At 59.2% G+C, this 17,384-nt stretch carries 12 protein-coding genes; 4 read left to right on the top strand and 8 right to left on the bottom strand.

Annotated features, from left to right (window positions below):
* The first annotated feature begins 26 nt into the window (after positions 1–26).
* The 4 genes from lpdA to WCO56_03070 all read left to right on the top strand — a co-directional run bounded on the left by lpdA (position 27) and on the right by WCO56_03070 (position 6,809).
* Positions 27–1,418 (top strand): dihydrolipoyl dehydrogenase, encoded by a 1,392-nt coding sequence (gene lpdA / locus WCO56_03085; protein MEI7728522.1) that lies wholly within the window; start codon positions 27–29, stop codon positions 1,416–1,418.
* 178 nt (positions 1,419–1,596) lie between these two features.
* Entirely contained in the window at positions 1,597–4,776 is a 3,180-nt protein-coding gene (locus WCO56_03080) for an SNF2-related protein (GenBank protein ID MEI7728521.1), read from the top strand.
* 53 nt (positions 4,777–4,829) lie between these two features.
* Positions 4,830–6,224 carry an MBL fold metallo-hydrolase gene (locus WCO56_03075; protein ID MEI7728520.1) on the top strand — a complete coding sequence of 465 codons (1,395 nt, stop codon included), beginning with the start codon at positions 4,830–4,832 and terminating at the stop codon, positions 6,222–6,224.
* A gap of 114 nt (positions 6,225–6,338) precedes the next feature.
* Positions 6,339–6,809 carry a TIGR03067 domain-containing protein gene (locus WCO56_03070; GenBank protein MEI7728519.1) on the top strand — a complete coding sequence of 157 codons (471 nt, stop codon included), beginning with the start codon at positions 6,339–6,341 and terminating at the stop codon, positions 6,807–6,809.
* A gap of 1,532 nt (positions 6,810–8,341) precedes the next feature.
* On the opposite strand, the gene WCO56_03065 is transcribed toward WCO56_03070, so the two are convergent.
* From WCO56_03065 to WCO56_03030, 8 genes are all read right to left on the bottom strand, one after another.
* The gene (locus WCO56_03065; GenBank protein ID MEI7728518.1) at positions 8,342–9,172 is read right to left on the bottom strand and encodes a DUF1080 domain-containing protein; all 831 of its coding nucleotides are present in this window, start codon (positions 9,170–9,172) and stop codon (positions 8,342–8,344) included.
* A gap of 16 nt (positions 9,173–9,188) precedes the next feature.
* Complete coding sequence (locus WCO56_03060; GenBank protein MEI7728517.1) at positions 9,189–10,589, bottom strand: HAMP domain-containing sensor histidine kinase; 1,401 nt, start codon at positions 10,587–10,589, stop codon at positions 9,189–9,191.
* Entirely contained in the window at positions 10,586–11,887 is a 1,302-nt protein-coding gene (locus tag WCO56_03055; GenBank protein ID MEI7728516.1) for a hypothetical protein, read from the bottom strand. Before WCO56_03055 ends, WCO56_03060 begins: the two co-directional genes overlap by 4 nt.
* Before the next feature lie 21 nt (positions 11,888–11,908).
* The gene (locus tag WCO56_03050) at positions 11,909–13,486 is read right to left on the bottom strand and encodes a glucose-6-phosphate isomerase (GenBank protein ID MEI7728515.1); all 1,578 of its coding nucleotides are present in this window, start codon (positions 13,484–13,486) and stop codon (positions 11,909–11,911) included.
* 88 nt (positions 13,487–13,574) lie between these two features.
* Positions 13,575–14,819: an MFS transporter gene (locus tag WCO56_03045; GenBank protein ID MEI7728514.1), complete on the bottom strand. Its 1,245-nt coding sequence runs from the start codon at positions 14,817–14,819 to the stop codon at positions 13,575–13,577.
* A gap of 198 nt (positions 14,820–15,017) precedes the next feature.
* The gene (locus WCO56_03040) at positions 15,018–15,773 is read right to left on the bottom strand and encodes a ThuA domain-containing protein (protein ID MEI7728513.1); all 756 of its coding nucleotides are present in this window, start codon (positions 15,771–15,773) and stop codon (positions 15,018–15,020) included.
* Positions 15,774–16,380: 607 nt separating this feature from the next.
* A complete protein-coding gene (locus tag WCO56_03035) occupies positions 16,381–16,536 on the bottom strand; it encodes a hypothetical protein (protein MEI7728512.1) in 156 nt (51 codons plus the stop codon).
* A 60-nt stretch (positions 16,537–16,596) separates the two neighbouring features.
* Positions 16,597–17,379, bottom strand: a complete 783-nt coding sequence (locus WCO56_03030) for a UvrB/UvrC motif-containing protein (GenBank protein ID MEI7728511.1) — start codon at positions 17,377–17,379, stop codon at positions 16,597–16,599.
* Positions 17,380–17,384: the final 5 nt, after the last annotated feature.

The following is a 17,384-nucleotide window of genomic DNA, read 5'->3' as shown; positions in this document are numbered from 1 at the left end:
ATTTGGAATCTGAACTTGGTACGATTATGCCTGTGATTGAATTTGATCTGGTGGTGATTGGCGCGGGGCCGGGCGGCTATGTGGCCGCCATTCGGGCCGCGCAGCTTGGCTTAAAAGTGGCCTGCGTGGAAAAGGAACCGGCGCTGGGCGGCACCTGCCTGCGCATCGGCTGCATCCCCAGCAAAGCGCTGCTGGAAGCCAGCGAGCATTACGAACAAACCAAGAACGGCCTCGCCACCTTTGGCATCAAGGTGGGAACGGTCGAGCTGGATTTGCCGGCGATGCTGCGACGCAAGGATTCCGTGGTGACCATCCTCACCAAGGGTGTGGAAGGGCTGTTCAAGAAAAACCAGATCACACGTTTTGTGGGCCACGCCCGCCTGGACGGTCCAGGCCGCGTGGTGGTGCAAGGCGCGGCGGGCAACGAAGAGCTTAAAGCCAAGAGTATTTTGATCGCCACCGGCAGCAAGTCGGCCCCGCTCAAAGGGGTGACGGTGGATAGCAACCGCATCGGCACCAGCACCGAGGCCCTCACCTACCCGGAAGTACCCAAACACCTGGTGATCATCGGTGCGGGCTACATCGGCCTCGAACTCGGCACCGTCTGGCGGCGCTTGGGTGCGAAGGTCACCGTGCTGGAATACCTAGACCGCATTTTCCCGGGCACCGATGCGGAGATCGCCGCCGACGCCCTTCGCATTTTAAAGAAGCAAGGTTTTGAATTCCGGCTCGGCTCGCGCGTCACCGGCGCTACTGTCAATGGGGAACAATGCACGGTGACGGTGGAAGGGGCGGAACCGATTCAGTGTGACCGCGTGTTGCTGGCGGTGGGGCGCATTCCCAACACGGACAATCTGGGGCTGGAAACCGTTGGCCTGAAATTGGATGAACGCGGACGCATTCCCGTGAATGATCATTTTGCCACCCCAGTCGCCGGGGTGTACGCCATTGGCGACGTGATTCGCGGCCCCATGCTGGCGCACAAAGCGGAGGAGGAAGGCATTGCCTGCGTGGAGCATCTGGTCACAGGCTACGGACACGTGGATTACAACACCATCCCCGGCGTGGCCTACATCCACCCGGAAGTTGCTTCCGTTGGGAAGACCGAGGAACAACTCAAAGAAGCCGGGATTAGTTATCGCAAGGGCGTTTTCAATTTTATGGGGAACGGGCGGGCGCGTGCCGCTGGGACCACCGAGGGCAAAGTCAAGGTGCTCGCGGACCAGACCACGGATCGCGTGCTGGGCGTGCATATCATTGGACCGCACGCAGGCGAGTTGATTGCCGAGGCCGCCGTGGCGATGAATTTTGGTGCCAGCGCCGAGGACATTGCCCGCTGTTGCCATGCGCATCCCACCCTGTCCGAAGCCATCAAGGAAGCCTGCCTGGCCGTGGATGGCCGGGCGATTCATGCATAGGGTCTCGCAGGCAAACGCCACAACCTGCAAGTCGCCAGCCGATTTCCTTTCGACTTGATTAGGAGGGAATATGAGTAATGAGGAGCTGTGCCAATACGGATCGCCACGAAGATTTTTACTCGATCCCACTTGACCGGCTGCATTATGAACCGGAAGCTTGCGCCGTATTTTAATGAGTATGAGTGAGGTGCAATTGAATGAGGCGTTTCTGGCCGGAATTGCCGGTTGGGAAGCCATGAAGCGCGCGCGAGCCTTGTTGGAGACGGACAAGGTTCTCAGTTCCAATTGGACACCGCCCATCCTCAAAGGGGTGGTCCAAGAGGGCACTATTTCGTACCGCGCGGGGCTGGTCATCAAGAGCACGACCAATGTGGAGAACATGTGCGGCTGCCGGGAATCCCGCCAATGGGGCACCATGTGCGTGCATTCAGTGGCGGTAGGGCTGCACCATGTGCGCCGCGAAAAACTGGCCAGCCAACCACCAGCCCCTGCCGCTCCTCAAAGCCAGGCACCCAGCCAGCCAAAGGCGACCGTTCCCCTGCCCTTACAACGTACGCGCGGACGCTGTCTGCGAAGAGCCGAAGTCGGCACGCAGGGAGAACCGTTGCAAATCTCGGTGATCCTGCCGCCGAATCTGACGCAAGCAATCACCAAAGGCTCCATCATGGTCTGCCTGGAAGGAGAAGGACGGCGAGGACGGATGCCGCTGAACAGTCTGGATAAGAACACCCCTTTCACCTTGTCACCAAACGACCTCACACTGCTGAATCATCTGGAGGAAATGGCGGGCGGTGACACGCCGGGCATGATCCAATTGAAGGCGGATGCCTTTGCCGGTTTACTGGCCATCCTGATTGATCATCCACGGATCACCCTGGGGAAAAGCCAATCCATTGCCGTTTCGCCACAGACATGGATTCCGCCCCTGACGGCCAGCTTGCAGGTCAATGGTGAAATCGTGCTGGCACTACGTGCTGTTGGGCCGGCGCCCACCTCATCCGCCATCCTGAATGGCCAGAAGCCGTGGGTCTTCCACGCCGCCATCCTTCAGCCCATCGGGTTACCGACTCGTTACCAAGGCGTCATGGCTGGCCCCATGCGCCTCACGCGCGCGCAAATCCCGCTCTTCATGGGGCAAGATTGGCAGGCCCTGGCGCAAAGTGGTTCCGTGGAGGCCAACTTCAAGCCTGGTGATTTCTCCTTTGCGCCCAAGGCACCACGCTTTGTACTTACCCTCCAAGGAGGCTTAAGTCAGCTCCAAGCCCTGCTGCAATGCTCGTATGGACCGCGCATCCTGCCCTTGGGAACTGCCAACGCCAGTGAATCACTCTGGCTGCCTGATCCCGATCAGCCCACCCGTTATTCCACCCGCGACCTGGCCGCCGAGCAGGCCGCCATGGGCCGCCTGATGCGAGCCGGTTTCTCCGGACCCGATACGCAATACCGCTGGCAACTGAACGGCCAGAACGCAGTGCTCAATTTTTTTGCGCGAGAATTCTATCGTCTGCAAAAAGAGTGGGAGGTCACGCTGGAGGAGCGACTGGACCAAAGCATTGCGCGAAACATTGAACGGGTTGAACCGACCCTGGAAATCACCCCCTCCGGCGAGCAATGGTTCGACTTGCAGGTGGATTACCAGACCAGTTCTGGAGAGCGTTTTTCACCGACGGAAATTCAACGGCTGCTGTTATCGGGCCAAAGCCATCGGCGGTTGAATAACGGAAAATTTGCCGTGATTGACACCGGCGCAGTGGAAGAGTTGCAGGAAGTGCTGCTGGATTGCGCACCGCGCCAACATGCCAACGGCTTCCGGTTGGCCAATACCCAGGCCGGTTTCCTGACGGCCACCGTCCGCAACCAAACTGGCTGGCAACTGAAGGCTCCCGAGAGTTGGCAGCGCCGTTTCGCCTCGACTTCCGCCATGGAAACGGCGGAATGCCCACCGCTGGGCGAACTGGAAACGCGCCTGCGACCCTACCAAAAAACTGGGGTTGCCTGGCTGAATTTTCTGCACCGCAACGGCTGTGGCGGCATTCTGGCGGACGACATGGGGTTGGGTAAAACCCTGCAAATGCTCGCCTTTCTGCAATCGTACTACCAACCAACCTGGGACACCCGCCCTTCCCTGGTGATCTGCCCCACCAGCCTGGTATTTAACTGGGTGGCGGAAGCAAATAAATTCACACCCGCACTGCGGGTACTGGCTTTGCATGGGCCGGATCGCGCGAAAAATTTCAAGGACATCGCGCAGCACGACATTCTCATCACCAGCTACGCGTTGATTCGCCGCGATGCCGAACTCTATCGTGGCATTGAATTTGCCGTGGCAGTGCTGGACGAGGCGCAACATATCAAAAACCGGCAAACCCAGAACGCGCAAGCAGTCAAATCCATCCGGGCGGATACGCGCTTCGTGCTGACGGGAACACCGATGGAAAATAGCGTTCTGGACCTGTGGTCCATCTTTGATTTCGTGATGCCGGGGTATCTCGGCCAAGCGAAGGATTTCCGGGAGCGCTACGAGTTGCCCGTCTCGCGGGAAAAGAATACGGCGGCCCAAGCGCGCCTGGCGCGGCGCATACGCCCGTTCCTGCTGCGCCGGTTGAAACAGGAGGTGGCCCGCGATTTGCCGGCGAAGATCGAACAGGTCAGCTTTTGCGAACTGACGGGTCAACAGGCGGAAGTTTACCGGCAGGTGCTGGAAGCCGGACGGCGGGAAATCACCGAGAGCGTGGGCGCGCAGGGGCTGGCGAAAAGCCGGATGCTCATCTTCACCACCCTACTACGGTTGCGGCAGATTTGCTGCGATCTGCGTCTGCTCAAGCTGGAGAATATTGATCCGCAGGAAGCCTCGGGTAAATTGGACCTTTTCCAAGAATTACTTGAAGAAGTCGTGGATGGCGGACATCGCGTCCTGATTTTCAGCCAATTCACCAGCCTGCTAAGCCTGATTCGCGAAACGCTGGCCAAAGAAGAAATCACCTACTGCTACCTCGACGGCTCCACCATCAACCGGGCGGAAGTGGTGGACCGTTTTCAGCAGGACGCAACAATCCCGGTCTTCCTGCTGAGCTTGAAGGCGGGGGGCACGGGCCTGAACCTGACCGGCGCAGATACCGTGATCCACCTGGACCCCTGGTGGAATCCCGCCGTGGAAGACCAGGCCACCGACCGCGCGCATCGTATCGGCCAAACCCGCGTGGTGACCAGTTACAAACTGATCACGCGCGGCACGGTGGAAGAAAAAATCCTGAGTCTGCAACAACGCAAGCGCGACTTGCTCAAGGGCACGCTGGGCGACGAGGAGTCACTGAGTCAAGTGCTGACTTGGGATGAAATCCAGGAATTGATGGCGTAGGCGCACGAAAAATTTCGCTTTAAACCGATCATCGCCTCTGCCATCGTTTCGCCATGCAAGTTCATTTTTATGGTGCGGCACGAACCACCACCGGCTCCATGTATTTACTGGAGGTGAATGACCAGCGTATTTTGCTCGAGTGCGGCATGTATCAAGGCCGGCGCGACGAATCCATCGAACGCAACCGAAACTTTCCATTTGATCCCTCAAAATTAGACGCCGCCGTGCTTAGCCACGCGCATATTGACCACTGCGGCAACCTGCCCAACCTGTGCCGGAAAGGATTCCAAGGGAATATTTACAGCACCTTCGCCACCCGTGACCTGGCCAGCATCATGCTGCAAGATTCCGCCGCAGTGCAACGCGCGGACGCCGAGTTTGTATCCAAGAAACGCGCCAAACAAGGGCTGCCACCGGTGGAACCACTCTATACCGCCGCCGACGCGGAAAAGGCGGTCCGCCAATTCGTCGCCTTCAATTATGATCGCCCCATGCCGATTGGTGACGGTGTCACGGTAACGTTTGTGGATGCCGGCCACATCCTCGGCTCGGCACAGGTGGTGCTGGACATTCGCGAGAACGGCAAAAAATTCCGGTATCTGTTCAGTGGCGACGTGGGGCGCGGCCAGGATGAAATCCTGCGCGACCCGGTGCCGGTGGAAGGTGTGGATTACCTGCAAGTCGAGTCCACCTATGGCGGACGCGAGCACGGCACGAAACCGGAGGCGATCAGCAAACTGGTGGAACTGGTCAACAGCACGCTGGCCCAAAATGGCAAAGTAATCATCCCGTCCTTCTCGGTGGGACGCACCCAGCAGATCGTCTATGTGCTGCATCAATATTGCCTGGACGGAAAAATTCCCAGAGTGCCCATTTTCGTGGATAGCCCGCTAAGCGTCAACGCCACCGAGGTGTTCCGCCTGCATCCGGAATGTTTCAACGACAGTACTTACGCGTTTCTGCGGGATGTGGCCAACCCGTTCGGCATGGAAAACCTGACGTACATCCGGGAACTCAGCCACTCGATGAAGCTGAACGACGTCAAGGAACCGATCATCATCATCAGCGCGTCCGGCATGGCGGAAGCGGGGCGCATCCGGCATCATCTCAAGAACAACATCGGCGATCCCAGGAACTTGGTGCTGTTCATTGGTTACTGCGCCGATCACACGCTGGGCGCACAGATCATGAAAGGCCAGAACCCGGTGAACATCTTTGGCGAGCCGTATGCCGTCCGGGCACGGGTGGCCTCCATTGACGCCTTTTCCGGCCACGCGGATAAAAACGAACTGACCCGCTATGTCCAGAAACTGACCGGCAACATCAAGAAGATTGCCGTGATTCACGGTGAGGAAAGTCAATCCCTGGCGTTTGCGGAAACCTTGGAAAGGCTGAAACCCAACGCGGAAGTGATGGTGCCCAACACCGGTGATGTCATGAAAATTTAGACCGGTTGGCGAGTTGGCCTGGCTTTTGCCAGCCAAATCGGTTGGGAATTCATCATCAGAATGCCATTGACGCGCGGCCATCCAAATAGGTAGCGTTTGGGACTGAGCACAACTATGAAAACATTCAAAACACCGTTTCTTTCGGGACCGATTCTCACCACCATGGCGGGTCTGGCGTTGTTGTTTGCCGGCCCCGGATTCGCAGGGGCGGCGGATGCCCCCGTTTCGGATAAAGCCTTGCAGGGCGTCTGGCGCGGGGCCCGGTTTGGCGCCGGCAAAGGCGAAGACCCTTCCAAAGGCGTGAAGCTGGAACTGACGATCAAGGACAGTCACATCACGTGCAAAAAGCTTCCCGACGGCCAGGCGGTAGGCGAGGGTGATTTGAAAGTTTCAGCCGATGGCAAAACCATCGAGGCCGTGGGCAGCACGGGCAACTTCAAAGGCAAAGCATTTCAGGGAATCCTCAAACTCGAAGGCAACACCCTGACGTGGTGTACCGGCTCGGGCGGCCAGGAACGGCCAACTGAATTTGCCGGAGACGGGGCAAAGAAAAATTGGTTGATCATTGTAAAGCGGGAGCCGTAATTTCAAATCCACGCTTTAGCGCACCGCGAAAAAATCCTCATCAACAGCGCCACCGACCCGTAGCCCGCAACCGGGGCGGTGGATGATTTTGGACTGCGGTGGCAACTGCCGTGGAAAAGGGGTCGGCTGGCGACACCGCTTTGGATATTCCGCATTCTGAATTCGAGAGTTCCGTACCCCCTCACCCTAGCCCTCTCCCTCTGGGAGAGGGAAAACCGCTCGCCGCGTATGGAGATTCCAAAGGGCATTTGTGCGCTCCCGCCGCGGAAGGTTGCTGTGCCAGACGCCACCTTACACACAAGCAACCCATCCTCTGCTGCCCAGCCGCAGAACAGACCTCCTCTCCCCAAGGGAGAGGAAAGAGGTGAGGGGGTATGAAACTCTGGAAATTTCCCCACCGCCAAAATCCCCCGCGCCACTCTCGTTGCGTCTCCTCATGGACACCCGCACCCTCTCAAATGAACGGAGCAAATCCAAAGCGGCGTCGCGGCCCCTGCACCCCGCCTTGCCGCACGCACTCCAAAATCGGTGACGGCGCGAATTACCACCGTGCATTGTTTAGTCGAACTCCGTTTCGGGTCCCCCGGTTCGAGTTGGTAGCTGGGATCGTCTAGTTGGAAGCCGGAATCGAAATAGACGGTTCTCATAAAAGCAGGTCTCAAGCCGCCGACCGGGCAAAATACGTCTAATTTGCCCCGTTTTGGCAGTTTTTGCTGTAAAGTGGCCTTTTTGAACGGGTTACGGGCGTTTATGAACCATTTTATAAGCCCAATAAATGATTTATTGGACCCAATAAGCGGTTTATTGGGCTGGCTGGCGGTGTTATTATGCCCTCTGACGGTGGTATTGGACCCGGTAAACGGTTTATTATGCCCTGTGGCGGTGGTATTATGCCCTCTGGCGGTGGTATTATGCCCTCTGGCGGCATCATTGGACCCAATAAACGGTTTATTATGCCCTGTGCTGGTGGTATTATGTCCTGTGCGACCGTCATTATGCCCAAAGAATGGTTTGGAGAGCCATAAAAATGATTTTTCGGGCTGTCGGGATGGTTTGGACAGCCCCCGGAGAGTCTTGGAGAACCCTCCACCAGTCTTGGAGAACTCTCGGAACGGTTTGGCGGATCCTCTACCGGTCTCGGAGAACCCTCGGAGAGGTTTGGAGAACCCTCTACCGGTCTCGGAGAACCCGCGAACTGGTTTGGAGAACCCTCTACTACCCGTGGAGGACTATCGGGGAGTGTCAGAGAACCCAAGGAATGATTTACCGGGGCGGCTGGTTTGGCCAGTGGCACCCCGCTGCGCCCGCGCCAGCATTGGGCAGGAGGCAAGGGAAATGGTCAAGGTCGCGCTTTGCAGCGCGCCGGATTTCTGGGTCGGAGTTTGCCCGGAATACGCAACGAATGTATGGAAATGTGCCAGCGCGTCTCGATTAGTCAGTCTGCGGATCGCCCGAGTACTGACCTAACCCGATAATGATGGGAATCGAAATTTTTAGAAATGTAATTGCCGCGCGGCCGACTTGAAGCCTCATCACGGGGCAGCCGTACTCAATGGGCGTATCCAGATATTGCGGAACCGTACCGGATTGTTATGCCCCATCAGGGAAAGCGGCCCGCTGGTTTTCTGCGGAATGTACTTGGCCAGACCGCGATGCGCGGTGGTGCCGTACACTTCCTGGTTGCAATGCACCAGCAGACCGTTGTGCAACATGGTCAAACGCGCCGGTTGCACCAGCTTCTCCCCGGCATACACCGGCGACTGCCAGAGGATGTCATACGATTGCCATTCCCCAGGCGGGCGGCAGGCGTTGACCAGCGGCGGCGTCTGGGCATAGACCGAGGCGGCCTGCCCGTCCGCATATAACTTGTTGGTGTACGAATCGAAAATCTGGATTTCCGTCATCCCCATCATGAATACGCCATTGTTGCCGCGATCGAAGGGCACGCCCACCGGCGGATTCGGTGCTGCATATTCCAGGTGCAACTGGCAACTGCCAAAGGCCTGGGTGGTGGTCAGGAGTCCTTTGCCGGCGACGAGTTCATTTTTATCGAGCTTCCATTCCGCCGTCGGCAGCCAGGCCGCCATGTCCTTGCCATCGAATAATACGATGGCATCGGACGGCGCGGTGCCCGGCTTGTCCTGCGTCATGAACTCGCCCGCCGTGACTTTGGGCGCCACCGGCCGGTCTGGATCATGCACGTGAAATCCGGACCATGGTTGCACGGGCGTATCCCGGTAACCCGGAATGCCCGCGCCGTCTTTGGAGTACTCCAATGTGGCGGCGGTTACGTTGACACTCAGCGCGAGTCCCAATAACAGCGCGCGACCAATCGGACTTGGTTCAATATGCATACGCTTCATAAAACAGTGCTTCCGTTTACTGGTTTTTCACCATCGGCAGCCGGATGGTGAACACGGTCAGGTTGCCTTCCGGCGGTTCCAGCGTCAAGTCGCCATCATGCGCCCGGATCATCTCACGCGCCAGCTTCAGCCCCAAGCCCTGCTCGATGCCCTGGGTGTCCGGTTGCCCCGCGAAGATGTGTTCCCGGACGGCAATCGGAATAACGGTCCCGGCACAAACGATGCGCAGCGTCGCCAGAAGGCTGCGCGTCATCAACTCGAACCGGATGGTTTCCGGCGGCGGATTGACCTCCATGACGTGGCCGATGACAAGGTGCAACGCTTGATGCAGGAGCCCCGCATCCGCCTTTATTTGCACCTCCGGTTCCAGTTGCCACTTCACCCGCAACCCCGGCACGGCGGTTTGGCACGTTTGGGCCAGCGTATTCAGCAGGCGGGACAGATTCACCGGCTGGCGATCCAGCGGGAGACGGCCCGTCTCCGCCATGGCAAGGAGCAGCTTTTGCACGAGGTGGCCCAGGCGCTGCACTTCCTCGCTCCGTCCGCCATCCGGGTTTTGCTCCGTCCCCCCAACCGTCGCTGGTTTAAGCTGCGCCAGCCGCGCCTGAATCTCCCGCAATGCCTCCGCGTTAAAACGCGTCAGTTGCCGGTCATTGGCCTCCATCCGCTCCAGCATCTGATTAAATAACTGAATCAACCGCTCGAATTCCTGGTCATGGCCCAAGAGCGGAATGCGTTGGTTCATGCCGGCAACCGTGACCCGCTCGGCGTTTTGTGTGAGCGCGGTGATAGGGCGCATGGCCTGCCGGGCGAGCCACCACGCCCCCAGCCCAGCCAGCAGCATCGCCGCCCCCGTCCCAAACAGATACAGCCGCCGCAATGCCCGCATCTCCTCGTTGAAGGGGCGAAGGCTTTTGCCGAGCACCAGCGTGGCGCGCGCATTGCCCATCACGGCAAAGCGCCAGCTCGCTTCGCCCGCCTCACGGGCTTCAAACCGCGGGATTTTTTGAGGCAACGGCGCCGCCTTCGCCGCCCCCACCGAGGGCGATCCGGCAGCCCGCGCCCCCGGCAATGATGCGGCGTACTGTGCGGGAATGGGAAACGAACGAATCATCAAACTCTTTGGCCAATGGAGCGAGACATGCTGAATCTTCCCATGTTCATCCAGCACGAGCAGCACAAAGGTGGCGGGCTCCCCACCCAGCACGGATAACGTCTCTTCAAACCGCTGGTAATGTGACGGGCCGTGTTCCTGGTCCAAATTGGGCTGCGCCAGATTAAGCAACTCGCGGTCCAATCGCGCCAGGCCGGTTTGATGCGTCACGCGCCACAGGAACCCTCCGGTAACCAGCAGCAGCCCGGCCATGAGCAGCCCGGCCAGCAGCGCAAATTTAAGCCGAAAAGAATTCAGGTTCATGCGCATGATGCCCCTGCCCTGCCCCACCATTGATCAAACGATTCGGGCGGGCGCGTGATCTGCAAGCTGCCCGCTTCATGCCAGACCACCGCCGCCAGACCATGAGAGAAACGGGTTTCCCACGGGAGGTGGTACGCGCCGGCCTCCAGCCAAATCAAATGGTCTCCGGCGCGAATTGTTTTCGGTAACGGGCGGCGCGCCAATTGATCGAAAACCATGCACGTCGGGCCATAGACGGTGGTGAAGACCTGGCGTCCGCGACGTTCCGGCAGGCATAACAGCTCGTGTTGTTCCCAACTGGACACCAAGGCGTTCATCGTACGGCCTCCATTGCAAATGAGTTGCCGCATTCCTGGCCGGTCTTTGACATCCAGTACAGAGATGACGAGCACGCCGCAGCGGGCGCTGACGAAGCGTCCGTTCTCCAGCCAGATTTCCCGCAAGTCCGGGAATAACTCCCGGGCGCATTTCAAACGGGGCGCGTCGAACTCCGCCGCGTAAAATGTTCCATCGTGCGAACACGTATGGCGCGGCGGCCAACCTCCGCCGCAGTCCAGATAATGGGGGGAGAATTTCGCCGCCTGACAGATACCCGCCACTTCCTGAATGGCGCGTTCGTAGATTTGTGGACTGGCGACATTGGTGCGCAGATGAAAATGCACGATCTCCGGGTGGATACCCGCGCGTTGCAAGGCGCGCAACGCGGGCTGCGCCTCGGCGGCGGTAAATCCGAACTGGGTTGGTTGTCCGGGGTGTTCGGGGTCGAACTCCTGAGCGGTTTGCAAGCGGATGCCCACCCGCCAATGGAGTTGTTTCGCGCAGGGCAACAGGGCCTTTAATTCGCTGAGCGAGTCGAAGTTCACGGATAACCCGATCATCGTCTGGTCTGCCAGGTTGGGCAGCCAGCGATGTTTGGCCGGACCGTTCACTAAAATCTCCGGCGGCTTGAAGCCCGTACGGATCGCCGCGCGAAACTCGTATTCGCTCACGACTTCGATGGGGCGTCCCTGCGGCTGCCACCACTGCAACAGGGGAGCCAAGGGCTGTGTTTTGCATGAGAGCCAGTGTCGCACCGGCACCGGGCTGGTGCACAGCGCCGCGTCCATTTCCTCGATGGCACCCAGGAGCGGGTCGGCGGAAAACAGGTAAAACGGTGTGGGCACCTGTTGGATCGCCTGAGCAGCCAGGCGCCGCCAAAAACTTATTTCGCGGCGCGAATGACCAAACGCAATGGCGCGCGGCGCACGCTCGGCCTTGCTGGACGGCCTGCCTTGGAAACGCCGGGCAGTGGCTTTCATTGCGCGGAGCCGTTCGCCGTCTCAGGCCTGCTGGTACCGGGTTTCCAGGATGTTTTTCCCGGTTAGCTTCTGAATTCCCCGGTCGGGATTGGCCGCCAGGTGTTCGCACACTTTGAAAATGGTTTCCATCTCCGTGGGCGCGTGGATGGCCTGCGCGATTTGTTCGACGCTCTGCGGCAATTTCGTTGCCAGTTGGCACAAAATCCTGCCTTGCAACGCCAGCACTTCGCCAGCGGCTTTCTTGCCCGCCTCGACGCCCGGCTGATGATATGCGTTGATGTTAATCAGCGAGGCGTAAAAGCCCACCGCCCGTTCGAACAGCGCGATCAACACGCCAACGGTGAAGGGCGACACTTCGGCGATGGTCAGCGTGATGGATTCGCGGTCGTTTTCATGCAAAGCACGGCGCGTGCCGAGAAAGAAGCCAGACAAATAATCACCGGACGTCGCGCCGGTCTCCACGACCATCGAAACACCCTGGCGGTCGCGCAGCACTTCGATGAAGGTCACGAAGAAATTATTCAAGCCGTCGCGCAGTTGTTGCACGTACGCATGCTGATCGGTGGAACCTTTGTTCCCGTACACCGCGAGGCCCTGATTCACGGTTTTACCCTGGCAATCCAACGCCTTGCCCAGGGATTCCATGATCAGTTGTTGCAGATATTTGGAGAATAATTCCAGCCGGTCTTTATAGGGCAGCACGACCAGGTCGCGCGCGCCGCGCCCACTGCCGGCGTAGTGCCACATCAAGGCCAGTTGGGCGGCAGGGTTCCTGGATGTATCCGGCAAACGCGTGAGGCTGTCGCACGCCTTGGCGCCGGCGAGGAACGCATCAATATCCAACCCTTGCAGCGCGGCGGGCAGCAGACCGACCGCCGACGTTTCGCTTGTGCGGCCACCGACCCAGTCCCACATCGGGAAGCGTGCCAGCCAATGGGTGGACGCTTTATCCAACTCGCTCCCGGCACCCGTGACCGCGACGGCATGGCGCGCGAAATCCAGGCCGGCGTGTTCCCACGCGGCTTTCGCTTCGACCATTCCGTTCCGGGTTTCCTTGGTACCGCCGGATTTGGAGATGACCACACATAACGTTTGCCCGAGTTCCGTGACGATGCGGCCCAACACCTTGTCCATGCCGTCGGGATCGGTGTTGTCGAAAAAGAAAACGTCGAGTTTATCCGTGGTCGGATGTCCGAGGGCATTCGCAACAAACTGTGGGCCAAGCGCAGAACCGCCGATGCCCACGACCAACAGATTTTTGAACGGCCCGCGCGCGCCCGATAAGCTGCCGTCATGCACCTGCTTGGCGAAGGCTTTGACCGCCGCCACCGTATCCGTAATTTCTTTGGCGACGTTCGGATCCGGTGCGAGCGCGGCGTTGCGCAGCCAGTAGTGGCCGACCTGCCGCTTCTCATCGGGGTTGGCAATCGCCCCGCGCTCCAGCTCCGTCATCGCGTCATACGCCTGGTGCATGGCGGGGGCCATGCGGGCAAAGAAATCATCCGGGAAATTCATCCGGCTCAGGTCCACGGCGAGGCCGAGTTCCGGAAATTCCGTGTAATATTGTTGGAACCGTTTCCACAGTTGCGCTTGTGTCAGTTTCATCATGCGGCGAGCATACCTGTCTGGCAGGCGGTTGTCGAGAGGGACGTGAACGTTGCCCGATTAAAATTCGATTAGCCCCTGATTAATCCGGCAACGGTTTGCCTTTGGTCTCGGGGGCCAGCCAGATCAGCCCCATGCCGATGGCATATACCATGGTAATAACCGCCCCGGCTTCGGCGTAGCTGCCATAAAAGCCAACCAACTGCCCTTGCATAAGCGCGCCACCCGCCGCGAGCACGCGGCCGCCGTTATAACAGAAACCTTGCCCCGTCGCCCGCGCCCGGGTCGGGAACAACTCCGGCAGATACAGCGGCAACCAGCCATAGAACGCCGCCGTGATCGCCCCGGCCACGCACGCCCCGATCAGGAATGGCGCACCGAACGCATGCACCGTGCGGAACAGCACCGCGCACACCACCAGCGAACCCAGGCACATCGCAAAATAAGCCGGACGCCGCCCCACCCGCGCCCCGAAGAGCGGCCCGATGAAGCAACCGACAACCGCCCCGGCCGATTGCATGAACATCGTCATCGCCTTCGCTTCCGGCAACGATTTGCCCGCCAGCTTATCCGCCCAGAGCGGCAGCCATTGCACCGACCCCCACGTCCCGATCAAGGCCACTGACGACAACCCGACGGCAATCAACGTCGTCTTCCACAGTTTGGGACCGAAGATTTCCGCGAGCGGATTCACCGTGACATTCTTCACGGAATCCTTCCATTTCTCCGATTCCGGCACGAACAAACTGATCAACAGCGCGAGCAGCGCGGGTGCCGCCCCGGCCAGCATTACCCAACGCCACGAATCTACATGTACCGGCACCAGCCACGTCAGCAGACCGATCAACGCGTACCCGATATTCGAGGCCGCGCCGATCACCCCCGCCATCAATGGCCGTTTTTCCTCCGGCCAATACTCCACCACCAGCGCCACGCCCAGCGCCCATTCCCCGCCCATCCCCAGCGCGGCCACAAAACGGCACGCCCCCAGATGCCACGCCTCCGTCGCGAAATAACCGCAGCCGGTAAAAAGCGAATACGTGAGGATGCTGGCGGTCATGGCGCGCACCCGCCCGACCTTGTCCCCCAACCAACCGAAGATGAGCCCGCCGCTGGCGGCCCCGAGCAGGAACAACGCCGTGATGTACCCCATCCATTGCCCAATGGGGGCTTCACTTTGCGTGTGTAACAACTCCTGTAAGGCCGGGCGAGCCACCACGGGGAACATCCCCATTTCAAGCCCGTCAAACATCCAGCCTAAAAACGCGGCGGCCAGCGTCAACCATTGGGCCGCGCCGAGTTGCGATGTGTTGCGTGTGTTAGTCATGTGCGTGTCAGTGTGCCGTCCCCGAAAAAAATATAGAAGCAGAAAGTGAGCACGGGCCATTGGGCGGCAACCACCGCAACTCCCGGCGGCGGATTGCCCCACCGCCGGAACTGCTGCCGCAAACCCGCCTGGTGCCGGAAGCTGCGCAATCCGCGCCACCACTGCCCTCCGGCTCCGCGCCGGCCATCGGCGACGGTGTTATTCCACCTTTCCGGTGGCGGCCCATTGCGTGCCGTTCTGCAACAACTTCTGCAGGTTGGAATTCGCCAGGGCTTTGCCGTCATGCCCAAATGTATGATGGAAGACCCGCCCGGCCCCGTACTCCACCGTGAACGCCAGCGGCTCCGTTTGTTTGCTCCAATCCGAATCAGCCGTCGCCAGCACCGTGATCGGCGCGTCCCCTTGCATCCGCGCATAGAGTTCGTCATCCGTTTCAAAATCCTGCACGCCCTGCGTGATCGGATGGTTCGCGTTCGCGATCTTGACCTTGAACACACTGCGCGGGCCGTGCCCGGAATTCCCCTTGCCGAACACCCAATAACGCCCGCTCAACTTCCGAAACTCATCCCATTCCTTGAACGAACCGCTGGAGAGATGGCTCAGCACGAAACCTTTGCCCCCCTTGATGTACTCGATCAAGTTTTGTTTGGCGCTGTCGCTCAACGTCGGCGTTTTGGCGTTGTACATCGCCATATAAACCACGTCGTAGCGTTTCAAGGCCGTGGTGGATTCCAGGATGCCGGTGTCCTCGCAGATTTTCACCTCGAACTTGCCCGAGGCCTGCAACAAATCACGCGTGCCTTGGGACACTTCCCGCCACGGGTGTACCGACACATCATCCCCGGTCAGGATCAGCACGTTAATTTTCTTCGGCTTGGCCGCTTCCGCCGCCGAAACGGACAGGGTGAAAGAGGTTAGCGCCACCGCCGCAATCGCGATCAATCGTTTATGCATAGATATTTGTTTATGTTATGGACTACGAGCCCAGTATTATCCAATCGTGGACGCTGTCAAGACTGCACACACCGCCAAAATCACCCCGGCACGGCCAATGCCGCCCATGAACCGACATGGCAAAATAATAGTATCAGAAGATAGGAGCCAGGAATTTGGAGTTAGAATGCCGCAAAGGGGAGCCCGTGGAGCGCGGCCCGCGCATGGACGTCAACCAACGCGAACAATGAATAAAACCGGAGAAAATAGAAGTATGGAGTCAGGAGTTTACTTGCCGATGGAAACTGCCGCGACGCCAAACCGCCTCACGGCCATGATTTGCCGCCCGAATCGTCGGTTCCCCGCTATTTTCGGTGGAATACTCAGTGGAATCCCGAAGCCCGAAATCCGAATGCCGAAAGAAATCCGAAATCCGAGATCCGAAAACACGCCCCATCCACGAGGGGAGCCACCGACGCCTGTGGCCGTCGCCGGGCTGGAAAAACGCCGCGTTTCAACGTGAAAAGCGAACCGGCCACCAACCGCGTGCCAGCCATCGGATTCCGGCTTCGGAATTCTTTCGGTTTTCGGCCCTCGGATTTCGGATTTAGCTGGACCCCTATTCCATTCAAAATAGCGAGGAGCCCTTTTTGTTCAACTCCGCATCCTGGGCCAGCCAGACCTGCCCCATGCCGCCCACTCCCAAGGACCGGATCAAAACAAACCGCCCCGTCCCCACACTGTGGCCGTTCTCAAACGCTTCATATCCAAGCGGACTTGCCATGGCGGGGAAGGTAAGAAAGGAGGCCTTGAGAGTCAAACATAACCGCGACCTTGGCGGCGTTCACCCGGACATTGGGGATGAATCCTCCGGTTTGGTTCGCAAGGCCCGGAGTTGGTCACGCAGGACGGCGGCCTGCTCGAAGGCTTGTTTGGCGACCGCCTCTTTCAGCGCGATTTCCAGGCGTTCCATCTCGGAGATGGGGCGGGTGGATTTGATCTGCCGGGCCAGTTCGCGCAGCGCCGTCACCGACCGTTCTTGTTCAAACTTGAAGGTATCCAGGTCCAACTCGGGCAGCGCGGCGATTTTCTCCACGCATTGGCGCACCAGTTCCAGCGCCGCCTCGTGCCGCAACGCCTCCCATTCGATCATGGCGGCGGCGGTGGTGTTAAGGCGCATGATGTACGGGCGCCATTGCTCCAGGTAAAAGCGGTCCTGCTCCCGCTGGGCGAAGCGATGCACAAAATCGAAGAGGCGCAGGTTGCGGTTGGTATCGCGCAGTGTGCGCCGCCAATCGCGCATCTGAAACAGCCGCAAATAGCGCAAGTAATACAACTGCCCCTCGGCGAACAGTTCCGCGCATTCGTTGACCTTCAGCCCAAAGCGAATCCCGGAGTGCGCCGCCTCGGCCTGGCTCTGCCGCTGTTGTTGAAAATCAAACCAGGATTCGCAGTCCGCTATCACCCGGCCATCCGGACGCCCGGATAATTCGTACTGCTCGATCCCCAACGGCAATCGCACCTGCAATATCTCACGCCCATCTGTGCCGCGCGCAAACCGTGCGTCGTTTTCAGGATCATACGGCCAGGCATCCAAAATGCCGCGAATGTCCAAGGCATCACTCATGTGAC

Source organism: Verrucomicrobiota bacterium (assembly GCA_037139415.1).
Lineage (GTDB): Bacteria > Verrucomicrobiota > Verrucomicrobiia > Limisphaerales > Fontisphaeraceae > JBAXGN01.
Note: the sequence above shows the minus strand (reverse complement) of the source record. Positions and strands in the feature narration are given on the sequence as shown.